This is a genomic window from Nonomuraea sp. NPDC051191, from assembly GCF_044455665.1.
GTDB lineage: Bacteria > Actinomycetota > Actinomycetes > Streptosporangiales > Streptosporangiaceae > Nonomuraea.
In genome coordinates this window covers 1-4,588 of record NZ_JBITEZ010000047.1, presented here as the reverse complement: position 1 = coordinate 4,588, position 4,588 = coordinate 1, and the positions used below count along the sequence as shown (strand labels likewise).

At 66.8% G+C, this 4,588-nt stretch carries 4 protein-coding genes; 3 read left to right on the top strand and 1 reads right to left on the bottom strand.

All coding sequences use genetic code 11. The features are described from left to right. On the bottom strand, positions 1-573 hold a 573-nt coding region (locus ACIA8R_RS52915; protein WP_364104751.1), incomplete at its 3' end, for a beta-ketoacyl synthase N-terminal-like domain-containing protein. Positions 574-1,354: 781 nt separating this feature from the next. Between ACIA8R_RS52915 and ACIA8R_RS52910 the strand changes: the two genes are divergently transcribed. The 3 genes from ACIA8R_RS52910 to ACIA8R_RS52900 form a co-directional block, all read left to right on the top strand. After that, positions 1,355-2,254, top strand: coding sequence for a proline iminopeptidase-family hydrolase (locus ACIA8R_RS52910; protein ID WP_397045836.1), 900 nt, complete (start codon positions 1,355-1,357; stop codon positions 2,252-2,254). 116 nt (positions 2,255-2,370) lie between these two features. Beyond that, the gene (locus ACIA8R_RS52905; protein ID WP_397045834.1) at positions 2,371-3,603 is read left to right on the top strand and encodes a type III PLP-dependent enzyme; all 1,233 of its coding nucleotides are present in this window, start codon (positions 2,371-2,373) and stop codon (positions 3,601-3,603) included. A 106-nt stretch (positions 3,604-3,709) separates the two neighbouring features. After that, a partial coding sequence (locus ACIA8R_RS52900) for a type I polyketide synthase (RefSeq protein WP_364104760.1) occupies positions 3,710-4,588 on the top strand: 879 nt, incomplete at its 3' end.

Here is a 4,588-nt window from a genome sequence, read left to right as displayed (position 1 = left end):
GTACGCCACCCGGCCGGAGATCACAGAGCTCGTGTTACCGGTCTGCACATACCCTTCCGCCCCCTCGGGGAAGGGCCCCATGCCGGCGACGTATCCGGTCTGCGTCCCTCCGATGAAGACCCCTGTGGGCGTACCGCGCAAACTGCCGGGGGCGATCCCGGCCCGCTCCAGAACCTCCCACGAGACCTCAAGCACCAGCCGCTGCTGCGGATCCATCACCAGGGCCTCGCGCGGGCTGATCCCGAAGAACTGCGCGTCGAAGTCGCCGGCTCCTTCGAGGAAACCGCCTTCGCGCACGTAGGTGGTTCCGCTGCTGGTGAAGTCCGGGTCGTAGAGCGCGTCCATGTCCCAGCCCCGGTCCTCGGGAAACGCCGAGATCCCCGAACGCGACTCCACCAGCATGTTCCACAGGTCTTCGGGAGATTCCACTCCCCCGGGGTAACGGCAGGCCATGCCCACGATCGCGATCGGCTCGCGGTCTTTCGCCTCGACCTCGCGCAGGCGCCGGCGAGTCCGCTGAAGGTCGGCGCTGGCGCGCTTGAGGTATTCGCGGAACTTGTCGTCAGCAGCCATGGAACGTCGACCAGCCCTTCACGTAGGGGGGTGGGACTCGGAAAGCAAAAAGGCATGGCCTCTCTGGATCGTGGTGCGCCCTGCGGCGCATGTTCGATCGAGGGGCCAAGGGGGTCACCTCACGAAGCGGGTCTCCCTGTCGCCCTGGTTCAGGCCACAAGGATCGACAGGAGACCGAACCGTCGTACATCCGAGCAAGCGGAAACCGTCGCATCAGTGAGTGGGGTGACTGTGACGCTCATTCAGTTCCTTCCGGCTCGCGCGGTGATCAGCACCTCGAGCAACCCGCCGGAGCTTCATCGACTCTGACGAGACAGTAATCAGCCGTATAGAAGTCACCGACCCCTAGCTCACCCTTAACTCCCCCTGCGAGCGTTCATCCGTCGCTCCGCGGAGTTTTCTCAGGTGATGGAACGCCCTGATGATGCATCGGGGCATCCGAGCGTTCCGGCAGTCATGGAATGAAGCCGGGTAAGGCCGAGCCGTTCCCAGAACGCCCACCCTCGGAAACAGGGCGTCACCGGGCTGCCGCGGCAGCGGAATCCCGCAGCCAGGAACAAGCTGTTCGGGGCAATGGATGCGTACCGAAATGAAGACCGATGTGATCGGACGTCATAGGGGAAAGACACGGGCCGCCTAGGGGGTCCGCCTTCGAGCGGCCTTCGCCTAGCGTCGTCAAGGTCGCTCACATGGACTGTGGTCAACCCATCGAATGGTGCCGCGACGAACGGCCTGTGGCGTGCGACGCCGTCTCCGCACCGACCGTGATGAGGTGGTTGGCTTGGCCCTGTCCCCCAGCGCCAGGGGCACCGTGCCGTTCGGCGATCACGTGACCTGGTACCGCGTGACCGGCGCCCTAGGGCAGGGGAAACCGGCTGTCGTGACCCTGCACGGAGGACCCGGCGGCACCCACGACTACCTGCTCCCGTTGGCGGAACTCGCCGGCGCGGGATGGCCGGTGATCCACTACGACCAGCTCGGCAACGGCGGTTCCACCCATGTCGACGACGCGGACCCCGGGTTCTGGACCCCGGAGCTTTTCGACGACGAGTTGGGCAATCTGCTGGACCGCCTCGGAATCGCCGACGACTATGTCCTGTTCGGGCATTCCTGGGGCGGGCTGCTGGCTGTGCGGCACGCGTCCCACCACCCATCTGGGCTACGCGGGCTGATCATCGCGAACTCGCCGGCTTCGTATCCGGAATGGCGCAAGGAACTGAAGATCCTGCGCGACCTCCTGCCGGTCGAGGTGAACGACGTCCTGCTCGCCCACGAGGCGGCCGGGACGACCGACTCCCGCGAGTACTACGAAGCGATGATGGTCTTCTACAACCGGCATGTGCTCCGAATACGACCGTGGCCCAACGAGTTCATGGCGACGTTCATGGACACGCTCAGCAACCCGACCGTCTACCACACCATGAACGGGCCGTGCGAGTTCCATGTGACCGGCACGTTGAAGGACTGGAGCACCATAGACCTGCTGGCCGACATCTCCGTGCCCACTCTGGTGCTTTCGGGCCGGCACGACGAGGTCACCCCGGAATCGGTACGGCCATTTCTCGACCTCATTCCCGAGAGCCGCGAAGTGGTCTTCGAGAACTCCAGTCACTCGCCGCACCTGGAGGAGCCGGAGCGTTTCCGGAAGGTCATGCTCGATTTCCTGGCGACCCTGGCATGAGCTGACGCCAGGCCCTCGACCCGACCGCTCCCCTGCGAGTAGCCACGCATGCCAACCCCAGGCCCGTACATGGAGAACTTCAGGGCCGAAGGTCTCCTCAGGCAGAAAGAGAAGCCGTGAACCTGAAGAGCGACGCCGACCTCGTCGAGCGTTACGGCTCACCGCTGTACGTCTACGACCTGGACCGTGCTGTTGCGGCACGTGACGACCTGCTCGCCTCCCTGCCCGGGGGAACGATCGTCTACTTCTCGTTCAAGGCGAACCCCCATCCGGGAATCGCCGAGGCCTTGCGAAGGGGGGCCGATTCCTCGTGCAAGGCTGAGATCAGCTCCGCAGGCGAGCTGGTGGCGGCCTTGACCGCGGGATTCGATCCGCTCGACATCCTCTACACCGGGCCCGGCAAGACGTCGGAGGAGGTGGAGGCGGCCGTCGAGGCAGGTGTCCGCGTCTTCTCCGTCGAGTCGGTCGGCGACCTGCGGCGTGTCGGACACGCCGCGCTGAGCCAGGGCGCGACCGCGTCCTGCCTCCTGCGGGTGAACAGCTCCGGGCCCGGCGCCACCACCAGCATCCGCATGACGGGCACGCCCTCCCAGTTCGGTTTCGACAGCGAGACGCTGCCCGATCTCATGCCCGAGCTCCGGTCCGTCCCCGGCACTCGTCTGTCGGGGATGCACCTGTTCTCGCTCAGCAACGCGAAGGACGAGGACTCTCTCATCGCGGAGCTGACGCACACGATCACCGCGGCCGCCAAGGTGCGCGACTCGACCGGCCTCGTCCCGGAACTACTGGACCTCGGCGGCGGCTTCGCCTCCCCCTACCTCACGCCCGGCAAACGTCCCCTGTACGGGGGGCTCCGCGCCGCGCTGGAGGAGATCCTCGACTCGTACTTCCCCTCCTGGCGGCAGGGCAGCCCGCGCATCGCCGCCGAATCCGGACGGTATCTCGTCGGTGACTGCGGACGGTTGCTCTGCACCGTCACCAACGTCAAGGAGAGCCGCGGCATCCGGTTCGTCATCCTGGACGCCGGGATCAACGTGCTGGGAGGCATGTCCGGACTCGGACGTCTGCTGCCGGTCTCCGTCGCGCTCGATGGCGACGAGAACGGCCGCGGCTCCGCCGTCGCGAACCTGGTCGGCCCGCTCTGCACCCCGGGCGACATCCTCGGCCGCAACGTCGCCGTCCCCGACCTGCGGCCGGGCGATCTGGTGACCATTCCGAACGCCGGAGCCTACGGCATGACGGCCAGCCTGGTCATGTTCCTGGGGCGTCCGGCGCCAATGGAGATCACCCTGCGCCGCGACGAGGTCGTCTCCGCGTCCCGCGTGATCTTCACCCGCATGCAGACCTAGCGCCTCAGCGCCTCCCTGCCTCCGGCAGGACCTCGCCGTCCCCGATGTCGGCTGCTCTATCCGAATGCAGAGGCAGAACCACCGCCGTTCGTAGGGAGAGTCAACGATGAGCCCGTCCGATCACAGTGCGTCCGACGCCAGCGGCACCCCGGCCACCGGTGCCAGGCGAGCGACGAGCTTCACGCTCCAGCTGGCCGACCTCTCCATGGCGAGACGCCGAGCCGTCCTCATCGAATTGGTGAGCCGTACGACGCTGGACGTGATGAGCGCCATCATGCCCGGAGCGCTGGAGACGATCTCCCCCGAGCAGAGCTTCAAGGACATGGGGCTCGATTCTCTCGGCGCGGTGGACCTGCACGACCGGCTCGTCGCCGAGCTCGGCATCGAGCTGCCGATCGGCATCGCGTTCGACCGTCCCACGCCGTCCGCCCTGGTCGACTACCTCGTCACCGAGGCGCTCGGGCTCGGCGAGACGTCGGCCGTCGAGATCACACCCGCCGTCTTCGGTGACGAACCGATCGCGATCGTGGGCATGGCCTGCCGCTACCCCGGTGGGATCGCCAGCCCTGAGGAGTTGTGGGAGCTGGTCCGCGACGGCCGGGAGACCGTGTCGGAGTTCCCGACCGATCGAGGATGGGATCTCGACCGGCTCTTCGACGACGACCCCGATGCCGGGAACACCACCTATGCGCGCGTGGGCCACTTCCTGCACGACGCCGCGGAGTTCGACGCGGAGTTCTTCGGGATCAGTCCGCGCGAGGCCCTGGCGATGGACCCGCAGCAGCGGCTGGTGCTCGAAACCTGCTGGGAGGCCATCGAGCGGGCGGGCATCGACGCGCACACACTTCGTAAAAGCCTCACCGGGGTCTTCATCGGGGCCGAACCGCAGGACTACGGCCCTCGGCTGCACCAGGCGCCCGCCGACGTCGAGGCACACCTTGTCACCGGTGCGGCGCCGAGCGTGGTCTCTGGGCGAGTGGCTTAT